This window comes from Peribacillus sp. RS7 (genome assembly GCF_041956845.1).
Lineage (GTDB): Bacteria > Bacillota > Bacilli > Bacillales > DSM-1321 > Peribacillus.
On sequence record NZ_CP168135.1, the window covers coordinates 1448007 to 1467666 of the forward strand.

At 44.9% G+C, this 19660-nt stretch carries 12 protein-coding genes, 22 tRNA genes and 3 rRNA genes; 9 read left to right on the forward strand and 28 right to left on the reverse strand.

Going from position 1 to position 19660, the window contains the following annotated elements; translation table 11 throughout:
• Positions 1-122 precede the first annotated feature (122 nt).
• Positions 123-1043 (forward strand): 1,4-dihydroxy-2-naphthoate polyprenyltransferase, encoded by a 921-nt coding sequence (locus ACDZ29_RS07435; protein WP_370016629.1) that lies wholly within the window; start codon positions 123-125, stop codon positions 1041-1043.
• A 145-nt stretch (positions 1044-1188) separates the two neighbouring features.
• Positions 1189-1938, forward strand: coding sequence for a TraR/DksA C4-type zinc finger protein (locus tag ACDZ29_RS07440; protein WP_370016630.1), 750 nt, complete (start codon positions 1189-1191; stop codon positions 1936-1938).
• Positions 1939-1979: 41 nt separating this feature from the next.
• On the opposite strand, the gene ACDZ29_RS07445 is transcribed toward ACDZ29_RS07440, so the two are convergent.
• The 24 genes from ACDZ29_RS07445 to ACDZ29_RS07560 form a co-directional block, all read right to left on the reverse strand.
• A tRNA-Glu gene (locus ACDZ29_RS07445) sits at positions 1980-2051 on the reverse strand.
• Positions 2052-2054: 3 nt separating this feature from the next.
• Positions 2055-2145, reverse strand: a tRNA-Ser gene (locus ACDZ29_RS07450).
• 1 nt (position 2146) lies between these two features.
• Positions 2147-2221: transfer RNA gene (locus ACDZ29_RS07455), tRNA-Asn, on the reverse strand.
• A 12-nt stretch (positions 2222-2233) separates the two neighbouring features.
• A tRNA-Ile gene (locus ACDZ29_RS07460) sits at positions 2234-2310 on the reverse strand.
• Between the two features lie 5 nt (positions 2311-2315).
• A tRNA-Gly gene (locus tag ACDZ29_RS07465) sits at positions 2316-2389 on the reverse strand.
• A gap of 4 nt (positions 2390-2393) precedes the next feature.
• A tRNA-His gene (locus ACDZ29_RS07470) sits at positions 2394-2469 on the reverse strand.
• Positions 2470-2485: 16 nt separating this feature from the next.
• A tRNA-Phe gene (locus ACDZ29_RS07475) sits at positions 2486-2561 on the reverse strand.
• 23 nt (positions 2562-2584) lie between these two features.
• A tRNA-Asp gene (locus tag ACDZ29_RS07480) sits at positions 2585-2660 on the reverse strand.
• A 6-nt stretch (positions 2661-2666) separates the two neighbouring features.
• A tRNA-Met gene (locus ACDZ29_RS07485) sits at positions 2667-2740 on the reverse strand.
• A gap of 102 nt (positions 2741-2842) precedes the next feature.
• Positions 2843-2935: transfer RNA gene (locus tag ACDZ29_RS07490), tRNA-Ser, on the reverse strand.
• Positions 2936-2955: 20 nt separating this feature from the next.
• Positions 2956-3032, reverse strand: a tRNA-Ile gene (locus ACDZ29_RS07495).
• A 10-nt stretch (positions 3033-3042) separates the two neighbouring features.
• Positions 3043-3119: transfer RNA gene (locus tag ACDZ29_RS07500), tRNA-Met, on the reverse strand.
• A gap of 28 nt (positions 3120-3147) precedes the next feature.
• Positions 3148-3223, reverse strand: a tRNA-Ala gene (locus tag ACDZ29_RS07505).
• A 17-nt stretch (positions 3224-3240) separates the two neighbouring features.
• Positions 3241-3317, reverse strand: a tRNA-Pro gene (locus ACDZ29_RS07510).
• Between the two features lie 10 nt (positions 3318-3327).
• Positions 3328-3404, reverse strand: a tRNA-Arg gene (locus ACDZ29_RS07515).
• A 9-nt stretch (positions 3405-3413) separates the two neighbouring features.
• Positions 3414-3502: transfer RNA gene (locus ACDZ29_RS07520), tRNA-Leu, on the reverse strand.
• Between the two features lie 12 nt (positions 3503-3514).
• Positions 3515-3589: transfer RNA gene (locus tag ACDZ29_RS07525), tRNA-Gly, on the reverse strand.
• 8 nt (positions 3590-3597) lie between these two features.
• A tRNA-Leu gene (locus tag ACDZ29_RS07530) sits at positions 3598-3679 on the reverse strand.
• An 8-nt stretch (positions 3680-3687) separates the two neighbouring features.
• Positions 3688-3763 (reverse strand) — tRNA-Lys (locus ACDZ29_RS07535).
• A 22-nt stretch (positions 3764-3785) separates the two neighbouring features.
• A tRNA-Thr gene (locus tag ACDZ29_RS07540) sits at positions 3786-3861 on the reverse strand.
• Positions 3862-3871: 10 nt separating this feature from the next.
• Positions 3872-3947: transfer RNA gene (locus ACDZ29_RS07545), tRNA-Val, on the reverse strand.
• 11 nt (positions 3948-3958) lie between these two features.
• Positions 3959-4074 (reverse strand): 5S ribosomal RNA (rrf, locus tag ACDZ29_RS07550).
• A 118-nt stretch (positions 4075-4192) separates the two neighbouring features.
• Positions 4193-7125: ribosomal RNA gene (locus ACDZ29_RS07555) — 23S ribosomal RNA — on the reverse strand.
• 175 nt (positions 7126-7300) lie between these two features.
• Positions 7301-8851 (reverse strand): 16S ribosomal RNA (locus ACDZ29_RS07560).
• Together the 16S, 23S and 5S rRNA genes with 21 tRNA genes alongside form the textbook arrangement of a ribosomal RNA operon.
• 429 nt (positions 8852-9280) lie before the next feature.
• Between ACDZ29_RS07560 and ACDZ29_RS07565 the strand changes: the two genes are divergently transcribed.
• Positions 9281-9466, forward strand: a complete 186-nt coding sequence (locus ACDZ29_RS07565; RefSeq protein WP_375090578.1) for a hypothetical protein — start codon at positions 9281-9283, stop codon at positions 9464-9466.
• 32 nt (positions 9467-9498) lie between these two features.
• On the opposite strand, the gene ACDZ29_RS07570 is transcribed toward ACDZ29_RS07565, so the two are convergent.
• On the reverse strand, positions 9499-10404 hold the full coding sequence (locus tag ACDZ29_RS07570; protein ID WP_289326736.1) for a DMT family transporter: 906 nt from the start codon (positions 10402-10404) through the stop codon (positions 9499-9501).
• A gap of 147 nt (positions 10405-10551) precedes the next feature.
• Here ACDZ29_RS07570 and ACDZ29_RS07575 point away from each other — a divergent pair, with 147 nt between their 5' ends.
• Together ACDZ29_RS07575 and ACDZ29_RS07580 are read left to right on the forward strand one after the other, a co-directional pair.
• Entirely contained in the window at positions 10552-11259 is a 708-nt protein-coding gene (locus ACDZ29_RS07575) for an MgtC/SapB family protein (RefSeq protein WP_289314630.1), read from the forward strand.
• Between the two features lie 114 nt (positions 11260-11373).
• Positions 11374-11446 (forward strand) — tRNA-Ala (locus ACDZ29_RS07580).
• Positions 11447-11763: 317 nt separating this feature from the next.
• Here ACDZ29_RS07580 and ACDZ29_RS07585 read toward each other — a convergent pair.
• The gene (locus ACDZ29_RS07585) at positions 11764-12966 is read right to left on the reverse strand and encodes a PLP-dependent aminotransferase family protein (protein WP_375090579.1); all 1203 of its coding nucleotides are present in this window, start codon (positions 12964-12966) and stop codon (positions 11764-11766) included.
• Between the two features lie 450 nt (positions 12967-13416).
• Positions 13417-13812: a VOC family protein gene (locus tag ACDZ29_RS07590; RefSeq protein WP_289326738.1), complete on the reverse strand. Its 396-nt coding sequence runs from the start codon at positions 13810-13812 to the stop codon at positions 13417-13419.
• 287 nt (positions 13813-14099) lie between these two features.
• Between ACDZ29_RS07590 and ACDZ29_RS07595 the strand changes: the two genes are divergently transcribed.
• Positions 14100-14330 carry a helix-turn-helix domain-containing protein gene (locus ACDZ29_RS07595; protein ID WP_375090580.1) on the forward strand — a complete coding sequence of 77 codons (231 nt, stop codon included), beginning with the start codon at positions 14100-14102 and terminating at the stop codon, positions 14328-14330.
• Positions 14331-14871: 541 nt separating this feature from the next.
• Here ACDZ29_RS07595 and ACDZ29_RS07600 read toward each other — a convergent pair.
• Positions 14872-15036 (reverse strand): hypothetical protein, encoded by a 165-nt coding sequence (locus ACDZ29_RS07600; RefSeq protein ID WP_289326740.1) that lies wholly within the window; start codon positions 15034-15036, stop codon positions 14872-14874.
• Between the two features lie 411 nt (positions 15037-15447).
• Here ACDZ29_RS07600 and ACDZ29_RS07605 point away from each other — a divergent pair, with 411 nt between their 5' ends.
• The 3 genes from ACDZ29_RS07605 to putP all read left to right on the forward strand — a co-directional run bounded on the left by ACDZ29_RS07605 (position 15448) and on the right by putP (position 19591).
• The gene (locus ACDZ29_RS07605) at positions 15448-16365 is read left to right on the forward strand and encodes a proline dehydrogenase (RefSeq protein ID WP_289314625.1); all 918 of its coding nucleotides are present in this window, start codon (positions 15448-15450) and stop codon (positions 16363-16365) included.
• A gap of 57 nt (positions 16366-16422) precedes the next feature.
• A complete protein-coding gene (pruA, locus tag ACDZ29_RS07610) occupies positions 16423-17964 on the forward strand; it encodes an L-glutamate gamma-semialdehyde dehydrogenase (protein ID WP_375090581.1) in 1542 nt (513 codons plus the stop codon).
• A gap of 196 nt (positions 17965-18160) precedes the next feature.
• Positions 18161-19591 carry a sodium/proline symporter PutP gene (putP, locus tag ACDZ29_RS07615; protein WP_375091113.1) on the forward strand — a complete coding sequence of 477 codons (1431 nt, stop codon included), beginning with the start codon at positions 18161-18163 and terminating at the stop codon, positions 19589-19591.
• The last annotated feature ends 69 nt before the right edge of the window (positions 19592-19660 follow it).

Genomic DNA, 19660 nt, shown 5'->3' on the forward strand with positions numbered 1-19660 from the left:
CCACGAAATCAATTGACACCCTTACCTAATTTTCCTATCCTTATTAGGATAACCTTTTGTGCAACATTTCAATATTTGTTATAATTTCGAGAGAACCAATAATGATTTTGAGGAGAGAAATAATGCAAACAGAATACGACGGACTTCCCCTTAAACGGACCTGGAAGATTTGGTGGGAGTTAATTCGTCCACATACACTAACCGCAGCTTTTGTCCCGGTCTTACTTGGAACTGTGATTGCACTTTTGGATGATGGAGTGAATTGGTTACTATTCGCTGCCATGATGATTGCAAGTATCCTGATTCAAGCTGCAACCAATTTATTCAATGAATACTATGATTTCAAGCGAGGCTTGGATACGGAGGAATCCGTAGGCATCGGTGGCGGAATCGTCCGTCATGGGATGACCCCCAAACTCATCATGACCTTGGCCCTTGGCATGTATGCCATCGCACTCATAATCGGAATCTATATCTGTGCCGCATCATCTTGGTGGCTTGCTGCAGTAGGACTGGTTTGCATGCTTGTCGGCTATCTTTATACAGGCGGTCCCCTACCCATTTCATATACACCATTCGGGGAACTTTTTTCTGGATTGTTCATGGGCTTTTTGATAATCCTGATCGCCTTTTTCATTCAAACCGGTCATGTTTCCTCAACAGCCATCTTAATTGCCATTCCAAGTGGAATATTGGTCGGGTTGATCAACTTATCCAATAACCTCCGTGACCATGATGGGGATAAGGCACATGGCCGCAAAACCATGCCTGTAGTGATGGGCAGGAAAAACGCCCTGAAATTCATGGCAATCATGTTTGCCTTCTCTTATCTATGGCTGGTTGGGTTAGTCCTTACCGGAAACGTAACAGCGTGGATTCTCCTTGCCTTCCTAAGCATCCCGAAAGCCATGGCCGCAATCAAAGGCTTCGTAGGTAAAACGCAGCCGATCACCATGGTGCCAGCAATGAAAGCCACGGCCCAGACGAACACCTTCTTTGGCTTACTCATGGCCATTGGATTATTCATCAGCTATCTAATATGATCACTAAGGACTGAGCTCATCCGCTCAGTCTTTTTTCTATCTTCCGTTCCATTTTGTTTTCCTATACTACGATTCGGGTAATAGATAATACAACCATCTTACCAATATAAAATGAGATATGGACTTTAGAAGGAGTGAAACGGATATGGCAACCAAACAGCAAATGCAAAAATTCAAAAAAGAACTGCTTCAAGAAAAAGATGAGCTTGGAAACAGGATTCAAAATGATGAACAATCCGTTCTGGATAAAAGCCAGACTGAATCCGTAGGGGAATTATCATCCTATGATAATCATCCTGCTGACCTAGGAACGGAATTATTCGAGATGGAACGGAACCAAGCACTGGATGAGCATGCACAATCTGAAATGGAGAAAATCGAAGAAGCATTGTATGCCATAGAAGAGGGTACGTATGGCCATTGTAAAACCTGCAATATAGAAATACCCATCGATAGGCTTGAAGCGATCCCAAGCACTCTTTACTGTGTCGAGCATGCCCCAGAACGGCCTACTGCACAAGACCGACCAGTGGAAGAGGATATATTGATTCCATCCAAGGGTGATCATTTTGAAAATCGTCATGGAAATGAAATAGTGGATAAAGAGGATAGCTTTGGTGAAGTCGCCAAATTCGGTACATCCGAAACACCATCTGATTACACCGGCGATCATGACAATTATAATGATCTTTATAAAACCGAAGATGAAACGGATGGATTTCCTGAAGACTATGAAGGATTTGCAGCAAATGATATCGAAGGAAAAAATAGGGTGGATATACCGAACAAAAAGCAAAAGGAATATGAAGATACATTAGATGAAGAAAATATCGATTCCCAGCTTGGAGACATTCCTTATAAACAAAAAGATACTTATATCAATGAAAAGAAATGAAAAAAAGAAGCATACATGAATGTATGCTTCCTTTTTTGTTATGACCCGTACGGGATTCGAACCCGTGTTACCGCCGTGAAAGGGCGGTGTCTTAACCGCTTGACCAACGGGCCAAATGGCGGAGAAGGAGGGATTTGAACCCTCGCGCCGCTCGCGCGACCTACACCCTTAGCAGGGGCGCCTCTTCAGCCTCTTGAGTACTTCCCCATGGCTCCGCAGGTAGGACTCGAACCTACGACCGTTCGGTTAACAGCCGAATGCTCTACCACTGAGCTACTGCGGAACAATATGAATATGGTGGGCCTAAATGGACTCGAACCATCGACCTCACGCTTATCAGGCGTGCGCTCTAACCAGCTGAGCTATAGGCCCATATTTGGAGCGGGTGAAGGGAATCGAACCCTCATCATCAGCTTGGAAGGCTGAGGTTTTACCACTAAACTACACCCGCGAAATGGGGCGACTGATGGGAATCGAACCCACGAATGCCTGAACCACAATCAGGTGCGTTAACCACTTCGCCACAACCGCCGTAATATGAAAGATATGGTGGCTCAGGACGGAATCGAACCGCCGACACAAGGATTTTCAGTCCTTTGCTCTACCGACTGAGCTACTGAGCCACATTTGTACTAAATTTAAAAAATGGCGGTCCCGACGGGAATCGAACCCGCGATCTCCTGCGTGACAGGCAGGCATGTTAACCGCTACACCACGGGACCTAATAATTGCGGGGACAGGATTTGAACCTGCGACCTTCGGGTTATGAGCCCGACGAGCTACCGGACTGCTCCACCCCGCGACGGTAATAATGAAACGATTTGCATCAAGTTTTCGTGTATATTGTTTTTTCGCTTCCTCTATGTAAGGTTGTTTCAAAACAACTTGCTGCTTTTTAAAAAAATGGAGGAGGTAGAGGGATTCGAACCCCCGCGGGATTTGACTCCCCTGTCGGTTTTCAAGACCGATCCCTTCAGCCGAACTTGGGTATACCTCCACGGCTTTAAAAAATGCATATGGTGGACCTTGTAGGACTCGAACCTACGACCGGACGGTTATGAGCCGTCTGCTCTAACCAGCTGAGCTAAAGGTCCTTATATTTATTGGTAGCGGCGGAGGGGATCGAACCCCCGACCTCACGGGTATGAACCGTACGCTCTAGCCAGCTGAGCTACACCGCCAATATAATATAAGTATCTGATTGAAAAATGGTGGAGCCTAGCGGGATCGAACCGCTGACCTCCTGCGTGCAAGGCAGGCGCTCTCCCAGCTGAGCTAAGGCCCCATTCATTAAAAATCACGTGGTCGGGAAGACAGGATTCGAACCTGCGACCCCTTGGTCCCAAACCAAGTGCTCTACCAAGCTGAGCTACTTCCCGCAATAAAACATGGTGCGCCCGGCGGGAGTCGAACCTACAACCTTCTGATTCGTAGTCAGATGCTCTATCCAATTGAGCTACGGGCGCATATTAAGATGGTGCCGAGGACCGGAATCGAACCGGTACGGTAGTCACCTACCGCAGGATTTTAAGTCCTGTGCGTCTGCCAGTTCCGCCACCCCGGCACATACGAAAAGTGGAGCGGAAGACGGGATTCGAACCCGCGACCCCAACCTTGGCAAGGTTGTATTCTACCACTGAACTACTTCCGCATGAAAGATGCGGGTGAAGGGACTTGAACCCCCACGCCTTGCGGCGCCAGATCCTAAGTCTGGTGCGTCTGCCAATTCCGCCACACCCGCATATAAAATGGTGAGCCATGAAGGATTCGAACCTTCGACCCTCTGATTAAAAGTCAGATGCTCTACCAACTGAGCTAATGGCTCGTGCTTGTACTATTTCAAAAAATGGTGCCGGCAAGAGGACTTGAACCCCCAACCTACTGATTACAAGTCAGTTGCTCTACCAGTTGAGCTACACCGGCAGGTGTAAAATGGTGGAGGATGACGGGATCGAACCGCCGACCCTCTGCTTGTAAGGCAGATGCTCTCCCAGCTGAGCTAATCCTCCATATAAAACCTGCTTGGCGACGTCCTACTCTCACAGGGGGAAACCCCCAACTACCATCGGCGCTGAAGAGCTTAACTGCCGTGTTCGGAATGGGAACGGGTGTGACCTCTTCGCTATCGTCACCAAACAATGTTAACATTTTTTCAAGACATATATTATTATAACGTCTTTTCGAAAAAATGCAAGAAGAAATTTTCATTCCTTCAAAACTAGATAATAAGAAGGTATTTCATTTTTTTAAAGCGTTGGTTAAGTCCTCGATCTATTAGTATCAGTCAGCTCCACATGTCGCCACGCTTCCACCTCTGACCTATCAACCTGATCATCTTTCAGGGATCTTACTAGCTTGCGCCATGGGAAATCTCATCTTGAGGGGGGCTTCATGCTTAGATGCTTTCAGCACTTATCCCGTCCGCACGTAGCTACCCAGCTATGCCTTTGGCAAGACAACTGGTACACCAGCGGTGCGTCCATCCCGGTCCTCTCGTACTAAGGACAGCTCCTCTCAAATTTCCTGCGCCCGCGACGGATAGGGACCGAACTGTCTCACGACGTTCTGAACCCAGCTCGCGTACCGCTTTAATGGGCGAACAGCCCAACCCTTGGGACCGACTACAGCCCCAGGATGCGATGAGCCGACATCGAGGTGCCAAACCTCCCCGTCGATGTGGACTCTTGGGGGAGATAAGCCTGTTATCCCCGGGGTAGCTTTTATCCGTTGAGCGATGGCCCTTCCATGCGGAACCACCGGATCACTAAGCCCGACTTTCGTCCCTGCTCGACTTGTAGGTCTCGCAGTCAAGCTCCCTTGTGCCTTTACACTCTACGAATGATTTCCAACCATTCTGAGGGAACCTTTGGGCGCCTCCGTTACTCTTTAGGAGGCGACCGCCCCAGTCAAACTGCCCACCTGACACTGTCTCCCACCCCGATAAGGGGCGCGGGTTAGAATTTCAATACAGCCAGGGTAGTATCCCACCAACGCCTCCACCGAAGCTAGCGCTCCGGCTTCTCAGGCTCCTACCTATCCTGTACAAGCTGTACCAAAATTCAATATCAGGCTGCAGTAAAGCTCCACGGGGTCTTTCCGTCCTGTCGCGGGTAACCTGCATCTTCACAGGTACTATAATTTCACCGAGTCTCTCGTTGAGACAGTGCCCAGATCGTTACACCTTTCGTGCGGGTCGGAACTTACCCGACAAGGAATTTCGCTACCTTAGGACCGTTATAGTTACGGCCGCCGTTTACTGGGGCTTCGGTTCAAAGCTTCGCTTGCGCTAACCTCTCCCCTTAACCTTCCAGCACCGGGCAGGTGTCAGCCCCTATACTTCGCCTTGCGGCTTCGCAGAGACCTGTGTTTTTGCTAAACAGTCGCCTGGGCCTATTCACTGCGGCTTTTCCGGGCTATTCACCCTAAAAAGCACCCCTTCTCCCGAAGTTACGGGGTCATTTTGCCGAGTTCCTTAACGAGAGTTCTCTCGCACACCTTAGGATTCTCTCCTCGCCTACCTGTGTCGGTTTGCGGTACGGGCACCTTACATCTCACTAGAGGCTTTTCTTGGCAGCGTGGAATCAGGAACTTCGGTACTATATTTCCCTCGCCATCACAGCTCCGCCTTAATGGAAACGGGATTTGCCTCGTTTCCGGCCTAACTGCTTGGACGCGCATATCCAACAGCGCGCTTACCCTATCCTTCTGCGTCCCCCCATCGTTCAAACGATGTATAGGTGGTACAGGAATATCAACCTGTTGTCCATCGCCTACGCCTTTCGGCCTCGGCTTAGGTCCCGACTAACCCTGAGCGGACGAGCCTTCCTCAGGAAACCTTAGGCATTCGGTGGAAGGGATTCTCACCCTTCTTTCGCTACTCATACCGGCATTCTCACTTCTAAGCGCTCCACCAGTCCTTCCGGTCTGACTTCAACGCCCTTAGAACGCTCTCCTACCATCGACACCTAATGGTGTCAATCCACAGCTTCGGTGATACGTTTAGCCCCGGTACATTTTCGGCGCGGAGTCACTCGACCAGTGAGCTATTACGCACTCTTTAAATGGTGGCTGCTTCTGAGCCAACATCCTGGTTGTCTAAGCAACTCCACATCCTTTTCCACTTAACGTATACTTTGGGACCTTAGCTGGTGGTCTGGGCTGTTTCCCTTTCGACTACGGATCTTATCACTCGCAGTCTGACTCCCAAGAATAAGTATTTGGCATTCGGAGTTTGACTGAATTCGGTAACCCGTTGGGGGCCCCTAGTCCAATCAGTGCTCTACCTCCAATACTCTCATCTTGAGGCTAGCCCTAAAGCTATTTCGGAGAGAACCAGCTATCTCCAGGTTCGATTGGAATTTCTCCGCTACCCACACCTCATCCCCGCACTTTTCAACGTGCGTGGGTTCGGGCCTCCATTCAGTGTTACCTGAACTTCACCCTGGACATGGGTAGATCACCTGGTTTCGGGTCTACGACCTCATACTCATTCGCCCTATTCAGACTCGCTTTCGCTGCGGCTCCGTCTTATCAACTTAACCTCGCATGAAATCGTAACTCGCCGGTTCATTCTACAAAAGGCACGCCATTACCCATTAACGGGCTTTGACTACTTGTAGGCACACGGTTTCAGGATCTATTTCACTCCCCTTCCGGGGTGCTTTTCACCTTTCCCTCACGGTACTGGTTCACTATCGGTCACTAGGGAGTATTTAGCCTTGGGAGATGGTCCTCCCTGCTTCCGACGGGATTTCTCGTGTCCCGCCGTACTCAGGATCCACTCAGGAGGGAACGAAGTTTCAACTACAGGGTTTTTACCTTCTTTGACGGACCTTTCCAGGTCACTTCATTTACCCCGTTCCTTTGTAACTCCATGTTGAGTGTCCTACAACCCCAAGAGGCAAGCCTCTTGGTTTGGGCTAATTCCGTTTCGCTCGCCGCTACTCAGGAAATCGCATTTGCTTTCTCTTCCTCCGGGTACTTAGATGTTTCAGTTCCCCGGGTCTGCCTTCAGTACCCTATGTATTCAGGTAAAGATACTGTTCCATTACGAACAGTGGGTTTCCCCATTCGGAAATCTCCGGATCAAAGCTTACTTACAGCTCCCCGAAGCATATCGGTGTTAGTCCCGTCCTTCATCGGCTCCTAGTGCCAAGGCATCCACCGTGCGCCCTTTCTAACTTAACCGTTAAAAAGATCTTACAGATGCTTTGAAAAAAATTAATTGCCTTCTATCTATTATCTAGTTTTCAAGGAACAAAGCAGAAAGAATCCATCACATCGTGATGCTTTTCTTTCCTATCTGAATGAATTACTCATTCAAAACTGAACAAAACAAAAGCGCTCTCGTAATTATCCTTAGAAAGGAGGTGATCCAGCCGCACCTTCCGATACGGCTACCTTGTTACGACTTCACCCCAATCATCTGTCCCACCTTAGGCGGCTGGCTCCATAAAGGTTACCTCACCGACTTCGGGTGTTACAAACTCTCGTGGTGTGACGGGCGGTGTGTACAAGGCCCGGGAACGTATTCACCGCGGCATGCTGATCCGCGATTACTAGCGATTCCGGCTTCATGTAGGCGAGTTGCAGCCTACAATCCGAACTGAGAATGGCTTTATGGGATTCGCTTACCTTCGCAGGTTTGCAGCCCTTTGTACCATCCATTGTAGCACGTGTGTAGCCCAGGTCATAAGGGGCATGATGATTTGACGTCATCCCCACCTTCCTCCGGTTTGTCACCGGCAGTCACCTTAGAGTGCCCAACTGAATGCTGGCAACTAAGATCAAGGGTTGCGCTCGTTGCGGGACTTAACCCAACATCTCACGACACGAGCTGACGACAACCATGCACCACCTGTCACTCTGTCCCCCGAAGGGGAAAGCCCTATCTCTAGGGTTGTCAGAGGATGTCAAGACCTGGTAAGGTTCTTCGCGTTGCTTCGAATTAAACCACATGCTCCACCGCTTGTGCGGGCCCCCGTCAATTCCTTTGAGTTTCAGCCTTGCGGCCGTACTCCCCAGGCGGAGTGCTTAATGCGTTAGCTGCAGCACTAAAGGGCGGAAACCCTCTAACACTTAGCACTCATCGTTTACGGCGTGGACTACCAGGGTATCTAATCCTGTTTGCTCCCCACGCTTTCGCGCCTCAGTGTCAGTTACAGACCAGAAAGTCGCCTTCGCCACTGGTGTTCCTCCAAATCTCTACGCATTTCACCGCTACACTTGGAATTCCACTTTCCTCTTCTGCACTCAAGTTCCCCAGTTTCCAATGACCCTCCACGGTTGAGCCGTGGGCTTTCACATCAGACTTAAAGAACCACCTGCGCGCGCTTTACGCCCAATAATTCCGGACAACGCTTGCCACCTACGTATTACCGCGGCTGCTGGCACGTAGTTAGCCGTGGCTTTCTGGTTAGGTACCGTCAAGGTACCAGCAGTTACTCTGGTACTTGTTCTTCCCTAACAACAGAACTTTACGACCCGAAGGCCTTCTTCGTTCACGCGGCGTTGCTCCGTCAGACTTTCGTCCATTGCGGAAGATTCCCTACTGCTGCCTCCCGTAGGAGTCTGGGCCGTGTCTCAGTCCCAGTGTGGCCGATCACCCTCTCAGGTCGGCTACGCATCGTCGCCTTGGTGAGCCATTACCTCACCAACTAGCTAATGCGCCGCGGGCCCATCTATAAGTGACAGCCGAAACCGTCTTTCCATCTTCTCTCATGCGAGAAAAGAACGTATCCGGTATTAGCTCCGGTTTCCCGAAGTTATCCCAGTCTTATAGGCAGGTTGCCCACGTGTTACTCACCCGTCCGCCGCTAATCTCAGGGAGCAAGCTCCCATCGATTCGCTCGACTTGCATGTATTAGGCACGCCGCCAGCGTTCGTCCTGAGCCAGGATCAAACTCTCCGAAGAAATGTTTGACTTGCTCATTTTGCTTTTTTGATAGTGTATGCTCACTTAAAATTTAACGTTGGCGCTTTGTTTTGTTCAGTTTTCAAAGAGCAATTTCTGTCGTTTCTCTCAGAAGCGACCTCTATAATGTAACACATTGTGTCACGTTTCGTCAACAACTTTTTTAAAAATATTTTTCAACAACTTGTTAGCTGTTTAAGTTGCTGTCTTAGCGACAAGAAATAATATACCATGTACCAAAAATGTTTGCAATATGTTTTTTAAAACTTTTTTCAAAAAAACGTTTTTTTCTTTTTCCCTCTATAATATCCTTCATTATCATCCCCCCCTGCTTCCTTGGCCAATAGCATGGTACATGAATAAACGAAGCATATTTCCAAAGAAACACAAATAGACATATAAAGATATCTTTTCCCATGAGGTGAAGCAATGAATCTATCATTAATCGGATTACTCATTTCTTACAGTATGGCCCTTTACTTATTCAGTACTGCTTTTTATGAAGCCATCAGGTTCAGCAGAGAACAAGGAAAGGTGAATGGTACGACGTTTTTATTCAGCTTTACTTTCGCTATGATTTTCACACGAATCACCTATTTGTTTCATCCCTATTAAATAAAAGCAGTAAGTCAGGAGACTTACTGCTTTTATACGGAGACTTGCGTTTCTTCCTGTACCCTACTTTTCTTTTCATCCTTCAGGAACATCATCAAACCGCCCAATATGATGGTACCTCCCAGGACCTGCGTCCATAGTATCGGTTCATCTAATATGAAATAAGCCAGAACCGTCGCTCCAACCGGTTCAAGTAAGATTCCCATCGAAAGAGTCGAAGTGCTTAACCACTTTAATGACCAATTGAATAAAGAATGTCCTAATAATGTCGGAAAAATCGCAAGCAAAACAAAATAGATCCAATCGGCAGCAGGATATGGTGCCAATGCCTCTCCCTTGAAGATCACATAAAAAAACAAAGTGACTGCACTGATAGCATACACGACAAATGTATATGTTATAGAAGAGATGCGTTTTCGAACATTTTGCCCAAATAATAAATAACCGGTTACAAGCGCACATGCGATTAGCGAAAGAATATCTCCCCAAAGCGCCATGCCGCTGATTCTCAAATCTCCCCAGCTAATGACAAGGCTGCCTGCTATCGCAATGATGCCGCTCAATATTGCCTTCATTGAAAACCTTTCTTTAAAAAACAAATAGGCTCCGGCAAAAGCAAATAAAGGCTGGAGGGTGACAAGTACAGTTGAACTCGCAACAGACGTGTAATTAAGCGATTCAAACCATAAAATAAAATGAAAAGCCAAGAACACTCCTGCAGCAATCGAATACAACCAATCCTTTTTACCAATGAATTTAAGTTCATGGCGGTATTTCACCAAGAAAAACGGCAGCATAAGAAGGACAGTAAATAATAAACGGTAAAAGGCTATAACACCCGATGGAGCAGTCGCTAATTTAACAAGGATGGCCGAAAATGAAACGGATGCCACACCAATCGCCAACGCAACATAAGGATTCACTTTTGGCATTTGCATTTCAAACTCCTCCTATCAAAGGGAATTACTTAACATTGAACTCTATTCTACTATGTTAAAATTAATAGGGTAAGCTTTTTTGAAAAACGGGTATATGGCAACAGACGATCTTTTTCTTCGATAATAATTCGGAAGTGGTGAAACAAAATGGAATGGACATTCGACCCTCAATCGGAACTGCAAATCCTTATCAAATTGGGGATTTCAGCTCTCCTAGGACTAATTATCGGACTAGAGCGAGAAATGAAACGAAAACCCGTTGGATTAAAAACAAGCCTGGTCATTTCAATAGTCAGCTGTTTATTAACGATCGTTTCCATGGAGTCCGCTTATAAGTTCCCAGGAAGTGACGACGTAAATATAACAATGGACCCCTTGCGTCTAGCCGCTCAGATTGTTTCTGGCGTCGGCTTTATCGGGGCAGGCGTCATTCTCCGGCGGGGCAACAACAGCATATCCGGTTTAACGACAGCCGCCATCATATGGGGAGCGGCCGGAATCGGGATTGCCGTAGGAGCAGGATTTTTTCTTGAGGCAATAGCTGGCGTCATACTATTGATCATCAGTGTCGAATTGGTGCCAGCAATGGTCACCTGGCTCGGACCGATGAAGTTACGGCAAAAAGAAATCTTTCTGCAGCTGGTGGTCAAAAACAAAGATGACATTGCCGTCGTATTGAAAAAAATCAAAGAGGAAAAAATATTCATCAAGAACCTTAGAATCAAAGATGTAGAAGAAGACCACCACCTTTTGACACTTAAAGTTTTGGTCGATCATAAAGTTAGAACATCTGAAGTGTATTACACCGTCTCCAATCTCAAGGAAATTGCACGGGTAGAAATCGAAAATTCATAATAAAAGAACCGTTTGACTACTATCAAACGGTTTTTTTATCGTTTTTGCAAAAATCTCATTTTTTATATTGACTTTTCCCCAAAATCCGATAAAATAATTATTGTACCTCAATTCGGGGCATTAGCTCAGCTGGGAGAGCGCTACGCTGGCAGCGTAGAGGTCAGCGGTTCGATCCCGCTATGCTCCATATCCGAAAAACCCTTGTGTAGCAAGGGTTTTTTTCTTTATCTTAAAAGAAAAACGTCGCGCACTGATCATATTTTGGTCATAAAAACGGTCACAATTTAATGATTTCATCTAATTAAAACCACTTCTTCTTGCATGTTTGAAAGAACATGTGAATATGTATTTGCCCAGATGCCACTTCTTTGCATGCATATCCCAGCTAAGATTTGAAAGAATTTGTCGATATGATCATCGCGAAAGAGATAAAGAATCCTTTTATAAAAAAAGCCTACCCCCTTTAAGGAAGTAGGCGCATTCAAATTTAAAACTAACAATCGTTCAGGACATTTTATGAAAAAAAGATGCGATAAGCTGTCCTAGTCTTCTAGTTCCCTCGATTATTTCTTCCTCATTAGCATAACTGAACGAGAGCCGGAGAAACTCGGTTCCATCCTTTTCATCCAAGCAAAAGTACTTCCCTGGAACATACGAAACACCCTCAGTTAGAGCCTGTGATAATAATTGCGACGTATCCATACCTGGAATTCTCACCCATACAAAGTAACCACCATCTGGTACATACCAGGAAACGGATTCTGGAAGGAATTGTTCCAACGAATGGATTAACGCAGTACATTTAGCACGATACACATTTTTCAGAAGGTCGATTCGTTTCTCAAAATCCGTGTTTTCTAAGTATACAGCCATTGTACTTTGAGCAAATGGATGGTCTAAATCTTTTTTAAACCACTCTAATGCCTTAATGAATTCACTTTCTCCTGCTATCCATCCAATCCGCATTCCCGGTGCCACTACTTTGGATAATGAACCAACGTGGAGGACTCGTCCGCGTGTATCAAAAGATTTTATTGGCAGCGGATTTTCATCGAAGGCTAATTCTCCGTATGCATCATCCTCTAGAATGAGGAAATCAAACTCGATGGAAAGTTCCAATAAATGCTTCCGCCGCTCAGTTGTCATAGTTGTCCCAGTTGGATTTTGAAAGGTTGGGATCGTATATAGAAAACGCGGGAGGGTTAGACCTTTACGTTTCCTTTCATCCAGCATTTCTTTTAATAGGTACGTTTGGAGTCCATTTTCATCTATAGGTATACTAATAATCTGCTTCGTATAGTTTTGAAAAATCTCTAAAGCCTCCATATAGGTGGGAGATTCTACAGCTACGACCGCTTTATCATCAAGGAGAATGCGGGCAATAAGATCAATCCCCTGGCAAGCACCTGATGTAATCAAAAGCTGTTCTTCCAAAACGCGAATTCCACGATCTTCAAGTCTTTTCTGGAGTTGCTGCTTCAGTCTTACAATCCTTGGACTTCCGATATAATGGAGCGGCAAATCCTGCTCCTCATCAAGAAGTCCGGCTACAGCTACCTTGAGCTCCTCAGCAGGGACGAGCGCAGGATCAGGATAGCCTGAACTCAAACGAATACAACCATCTGGCAGGTCTGACATCCATGCACCGGGCGGATCATTCTTAAGTGCCGCTTTAATGTTTTCAGGAAAAAAAGATTCAACATTCACTTCAACCATACCCCTTCCGTCTCAATCAAATCTTAATTGATATTCGCGATTTTTGAAGCTAACTCCTTTATTTTATATAAGCATAAATCTTTTGTAGAAACACCCTCTGATGAGAGACAACAATCACTCTTTATATTTTGCAAATTCCGGAGTCCCTTTTACTAAGACTTTCTTGGTCGCTCCAATGCAATTTTAAACTATGTGTGTATGGATGAGGTCGTTATTATTGTCCTCAGTATTTGTAAAGCTGATTAAAAGAACGAAAAAATAAAGAAAGGCAGATCATCCGCCTTTCTTCACTTATGCACTCATTCCATTTCTTAACCAATCGCTTCGGTGCCGCACGTAAATAGGCTTCTTGAATTAGATAGGTCAGACAGATATATCGTACATTTTAAAGCATGGCTGCCGTGCCTTGTGTTTCATGTTTTAATTCACCTATTATCAACTCTATTTTGCATTCACATCGGGTTGATGAATTCCAAAAGTATTGCCTTCGGTATCAATATAGTATCCTTGCCAAGCCATTCCGGGCAGGGCAAATTTGGGCATTGCGACCTTGCCGCCATTTTCAATAATTTTAGCTTCCGTTAAATCGTAACTTTCCACTCCCATGGTACAAGCAAATGCATTTAACGCTTGGTTTGTTTCCGGTGGAGCACTATGACGCTGCATCAAAGCACCATCGATCCCAGGTTCATTCTCATCACCAGTTACTGCTCCAAAGTAAGGCATTCCTGCATACTCACTCCAGTCTTGAAATGTCCATCCGAATACCTCTCCATAAAACTTCTTTGCCCGTTCCATGTCATTCACATGAATTTCGAAATGAACTATTCTTCCCATGATTTCCTCCTAATTTACACAAGAATTAACTATATCCTTAAATTATTCAGTTTGTGTTCGCTTACAAATGCCCATTTATTATTGTAATTCAAATGGAAATAAATTCAAAGAACTTAGAACTTCATCATACATCCTGTCATAACTATTTGGAAAGACCACAAAAAATGCATTTCAAATCTCGTTTGTTCCGACCAACCGTTTGTATACCAAATTTTTGCGAAACTATGCGTATATTTTTGTGAAAGTTGGACGAGACTGCTAGTAAATTAATCTAGGAGGTTATCAAAATGTTTAGATTCGGGAAGGGAAAGCCACGAAGTAAGGTAGGCAAATTCATCGATAAGCACGGATATTCACAAGAGGAGTTTGTAAGTGCGTCCGGAATCTCACGCAATACGATAAGCAGAGTTTGCAGCGACCCCAAGTATGTGCCGTCAGCCGGAGTATTAAAGAAAATCATGAAGGCGGTTCGAATTATAGATGCTGGCGCAAAGGCAGATGACTACTTTGATTTATAAACAAAAAGGCCCCAGCGTAATGGCCGGGGCTAAATGTTGATACTCTCATTATCCATGTTCCCTTAGTCCAAGCTTTCCTTTCGCTGGAACAGCCGCATGTCCTTAACTTCCCAGGCGTATACTCCCACTGTGAAGGCTCCTAAAAAAAATCATTGCCTTGATTCCACTTGTCCATCTTCCAGTATTGCCTGCATCCCGTTATTTTCAATTACCTTCAAACAATTTTCAAGCTTACATACACCAAAGATCATACCGGTCGGGAGATTGTCCAGGCGCTTGCGGTGAGGAGGCTTGGCAGCAAGTCGGCGGAAAGGGAGTGGATTTCTGAAATCAACTGGAACGTTTATAAAATAAAAAGACTGTAGGCAAATTATTCGAATTTGCCTACAGTCTGAAATCCCCCACCTCCATTAGGAGCGGGGATTTTCTTCATTTTCATTTCTTGCAGTTCTTTTGTTCCTTTTAGACAAACCCTGCAGGGATTTCTATTATCAAGGGCTTGTTATCGATTAGGGACAAAGGGTTATTTATTTCGCTTCAGCTATTTTCGACTAACCATTTTCTTTATGAACTGAACCACAGGCGACACAATGGAATCATGTACATTCGTAAGGGCATAACCGATCAGCCCCAATATTACCAGGGCCATTATTAATCCTATTATCAAACCCGATGTTTCTCTAAGTTCTTCAAGTACAGCATCCATTCCTTATCCTCCCCGGCTTGCCGATGCGACTTATTTTACGGTTTATCACCCATTTTACTTCTGAAAGCTTCATTAATCGTTTTATCTTCGAACTTTGCACCCATTCCGTTAAATTAGGTTCATTATAACGCATTGGATGATTATGGTCGAGGTGCCACTTTTAAACGTATTTATTGATGACCTTCACATCATCGCTTCCTGATAAAGCCTTTATTTCTAGCGTTTCTCTTTAAGTTAAAATATAAACCTTCGTTTCTATCCGATCATAAAAGAAAAAATGTAAACCTTTTCATTTGTCCATAACCAACAAACAGAAGGCATAATTATTGTTTTTTTGAAACATTGTGAATATTGTCGAATAATCGTAAGCTTAATTTATTGAAATACATCTTCTTAGGGGGTGCGCTTTATATGGAAGCCATTACAAGGGACTTTTTCTTATTTTTATCTAAAAATAATCTGCTTAATAATATTGCTAAAAAAAGCGGAGGAAGTTTTGCTGCTGGAAAGATCATTGGGGGAACTGATTTCCAAAGTTCCATTAAATTTATTAAACAACTTAATAATAGTGGCTTGTCGGTTACAGTCGACCATCTTGGGGAATTCGTTGATTCTAAGGAAGTGACTCAGGAAAGGACGGCAGAATGCATCGAAACCATCGAAATGATCAGCAGGGAAAAACTTGATTCACAAGTTTCTCTAAAGATGACTTCTTTGGGACTCGATATCGATCATAATCTGGTCATAGAGAACATGACGAAAATTCTTGATACGGCAGAAAAGCATAAAGTCATGGTCACGATCGACATGGAAGATGAAGTTCGCTGTCAGGCAACAATCGACATTTTTAGACAGTTCAAGGAAAAATACAGCTGCATAAGTACTGTTCTGCAAGCATATTTATTCCGCACAGAGAAAGATTTGGAGGACCTTGCCCAATATAAGCCATTCCTGCGTCTCGTAAAGGGTGCCTACAAGGAATCTCCAGAGGTGGCTTTTCCCGAAAAGGATGATGTAGATGAAAACTATAAAAAGTTGATTAAGCAAAGTCTTCTTAACGGTAATTATACGGCCATCGCCTCACATGATGACAAAATCATCGAGTATACAAAAGAGTTGGCTAAGAGGCACAACATTCCAAATACACAATTCGAATTTCAAATGCTTTATGGCATGAGAAACAAAACACAATACGAGTTGGTCAAGCAAGGTTACAAAATGCGCGTCTATGTACCATATGGTCTGGATTGGTATGGATACTTCATGAGAAGGCTTGCAGAAAGGCCATCCAATATTGCCTTTGCCTTCAAAGGGATGGTCAAAAGCTAAATATACATTTAATATTCTAATTGTTACAAAAAATCTATAAAAAGGTGTGAGTAATCAATGATTTCATATAAACACGAACCATTTGTTGATTTTACAAACGAGGAAAACAAAAAAGCGTATCAGGAAGCTCTTCAAACTGTTGAAGGCTACTTAGGGCAAGACTACCCTCTTTATATCGGGGCAGAGAAAGTGACGACAGATGAGAAAATCGTTTCATATAACCCTGCAGATAAGGAAGAGGTCATCGGCCGAGTATCGAAAGCGAACAGGGATCTTGCTGAAAAAGCCATGCAGGAAGCGTCTTTAGCTTTTGAAAGCTGGAAAAAAGTGAAGCCGGAAATCCGTGCTGACGTTTTATTCAAAGCCGCTGCCATCATTCGCAGACGCAAGCATGAATTCTCTGCGTTATTGACAAAAGAGGCAGGAAAACCTTGGAATGAAGCTGATGCCGATACAGCTGAAGCAATCGATTTCCTTGAATTCTATGCCCGTCAAATGTTGACGCTTAAAGATGGTGTGCCTGTACAAAGCCGTCCAGGAGAATATAACCGCTATGATTACATTCCATTAGGAGTCGGCATCATCATTTCTCCTTGGAACTTCCCATTTGCCATCATGGCAGGTACAGCTGTTGCAGCTATCGTTACTGGTAACACAATCCTGTTGAAACCAGCTTCGACCACTCCTATTGTTGCTGCGAAATTCGTTGAAGTGATGCTTGAAGCAGGCCTTCCAGCTGGAGTATTGAATTTCGTTCCAGGGAACGGAGCCGAAGTGGGCGACTACCTGGTAGATCATCCAAAAACACGTTTCATTTCCTTCACCGGTTCACGTGATGTAGGTCTGCGCATTTACAAACGTGCTTCAGAAGTGAACGAAGGCCAAGTTTGGCTAAAGCGTGTCATTGCTGAAATGGGCGGAAAAGATACGATCGTCGTCGACAAAGAGGCTGATCTGGAATTGGCAGCTCAATCGATCGTGAAATCGGCATTTGGCTTCTCGGGACAAAAATGTTCTGCTTGCTCCCGTGCTGTCATTGTAGAAGATGTATATGATCAAGTTTTGGATCGCGCTGTCGAGTTAACTAAACAACTGACTGTCGGTAATCCTACAGAGAACCACTTCATGGGTCCTGTAATCGATCAAGCAGCTTTCGACAAAATCATGAGCTATATTGAAATCGGGAACCAAGAAGGACGCATTCTGACTGGAGGAGAAGGAGATAGCTCTAAAGGCTATTTCGTTCAACCGACAATCGTCGCTGATGTCGAACCGAAAGCCCGTTTGATGCAAGAAGAAATCTTCGGACCAGTCGTTGCCTTTACAAAAGCCAAAGACTTTAACGAAGCTCTTGAAATTGCCAATAACACAGAATATGGTTTAACTGGGGCTGTCATTACGACAAATCGCCTTAACATGGAAAAAGCACGTGAAGAATTCCATGTGGGGAACTTGTATTTCAACCGCGGCTGTACTGGTGCAATCGTAGGTTATCAGCCTTTCGGCGGGTTCAACATGTCAGGAACCGATTCCAAGGCAGGCGGACCGGACTACTTGCAGCTTCATATGCAAGCTAAAACAACATCAGAAACGTTCTGATAATGTTCCATCAAGCAGTTTGAATACTCGTTTTGGTTATGTATCTTCCATTTTGCGATACAAAACCAAAACGAGGGTAAACGGAGGAAGTGACAAATAGGTTGCTTCCTCTTTTAAAACAAAAAATTATATATAACATCCTGAAGGGAGTCTTCAAATGATAGATTACGCATTAGTAACTTCGATCAGCATTTATATGGCGGGCATGCTGTTAATCGGATATTTCGCCTACAAAAAGACCACTAATCTAAATGATTACATGCTTGGCGACCGGGGTCTTGGCCCTGCCGTCACTGCATTAAGTGCCGGAGCTGCCGATATGAGCGGCTGGCTTTTAATGGGGATGCCAGGCGCCATGTTCGCAACGGGACTCAGTTCCATCTGGATCGTAATCGGCCTGACGCTTGGTGCCTATGCGAACTGGCTGTATGTTGCACCAAGATTGAGAACATATACGGAAGTAGCCAATAACTCCATTACGATTCCTGCTTTCCTGGAAAATCGTTTTGGTGAGGGCTCACGGATCTTAAGGCTCATTTCAGCATTGGTTATCCTGATATTCTTTACCTTTTACGTTTCTTCCGGAATGGTGTCCGGCGGAGTCTTATTCCAAAGTACATTTGGCCTTGATTACCATACAGGTCTATGGATCTTAACAGGCGTCACCGTTGCCTATACTTTATTCGGTGGATTCCTGGCAGTAAGCTGGACAGACTTTGTTCAAGGACTCATCATGGTCGTCGCCCTGGTTCTTGTACCGATCGTCACCCTTTTCCATGTTGGCGGCTTCGGCCCTTCCATAGATACACCACGTTCCATTGATCCTGCCCTATTGAATATTTTTACCGGAACTAGCTTTTTAGGCATCATCTCATTATTTGCATGGGGACTGGGTTACTTCGGACAACCCCATATCATTGTCCGCTTTATGGCAATCAGTTCTATTAAGGAAATAAAGAAAGCCCGTGCTATCGGGATGGGCTGGATGATTTTCTCAACTATTGGTGCCATGCTGACTGGATTCATCGGAATCACGTATTTTTCTCAGAACGGTCTCAAGTTAGCTGATCCTGAAACGATTTTCATAGAGTTAGGGGAAATACTGTTCCACCCATTCATTACTGGTTTCTTGATTTCAGCAATACTGGCAGCCGTCATGAGCACGATTTCTTCGCAGTTGTTGGTTACAGCCAGCTCTTTAACGGAGGATATATACAAAACCTTCTTCCGTCGTTCCGCTTCAGATAAAGAGCTTGTCTTCCTAGGCAGACTTTCTGTACTGATCATATCGATCATCGCGCTTATTCTCTCTTGGGAGAAAAATGACACGATTCTTGCACTTGTAGGGTATGCTTGGGCTGGATTCGGTTCTTCATTCGGTCCATTGGTCTTACTAAGCCTCTGCTGGAAACGCATGACAAAATGGGGCGCATTAGCAGGGATGGTCGTTGGTGCCGGGACTGTAATTTTCTGGTCCATGGCCGGATTATCCGAAACGCTTTATGAAATGATTCCTGGTTTTGGCGCGAGCTTGATTGCCATCATCGTGGTCAGTCTTCTTACAGCGAAACCATCTAAAGAAGTAGAAGAAAAGTTCGAAGAATTCGAAAGAACATTAAAACAATAATAAATCCCCTGAAAGGAACGGTATATGAAATTTTTTTCATATACCGTTCCTTCTTTGTGCTTGCCCCTA